General features: G+C 77.0%; 1 pseudogene. It reads right to left on the bottom strand.

Annotated features, from left to right (window positions below):
• A pseudogene (locus L2I40_RS24425) lies at positions 1-449 on the bottom strand (sensor histidine kinase); the annotation flags it as partial.
• Positions 450-501: the final 52 nt, after the last annotated feature.

Raw genomic sequence — 501 nt, 5'->3', positions numbered from 1 at the left:
CCCCCCCCCTCGGGCACCGCCCCGGCAAGCGCGATGCCCTCCGCCTCCGCCTCGCCGCCCGGCGCCAGCCGGGCCATGGGCACCGAGGCCTCCCACAGCAGCCCCTCGCGGAGCCAGTTCGCCTGGAAGGCGCCGCCGAGCTGCCGCGCGACGGTGGCGGCGATCAGCGTGGAGCCGAAGCCGCGGCGCCCCGTCGGCGCGGCGGTCGGGGGTCCCCCCGTCTCCCGCCACACGAGGTGCAGCGTCTCCGCCTCGCAGGTCCAGGACAGCTCCAGCCGCCCGCCGGCCAGCGACAGCGCGCCATGCTTCGCGGCATTCGTCGCGAGCTCGTGGAAGGTCATGCATAGCGCCTGCACGGCCGCGGGCGACAGGGCCACCCGCGGGCCGGCGACGCTGGCGCGCGGACCGTCGGCCCCGCCGACGAAGGGCGCCAGCGCATCCTCCGGCACGGCGCGCAGCTCCGAGCCTTCCCTAGATCCGAAGAGCAGTCGTCTGAGCTCT

Origin of the sequence: Falsiroseomonas oryziterrae (assembly GCF_021864505.1) — a bacterium.
Classification (GTDB): Bacteria; Pseudomonadota; Alphaproteobacteria; order Acetobacterales; family Acetobacteraceae; genus Falsiroseomonas; species Falsiroseomonas oryziterrae.
This window is presented reverse-complemented; position numbering and strand designations above follow the sequence as displayed.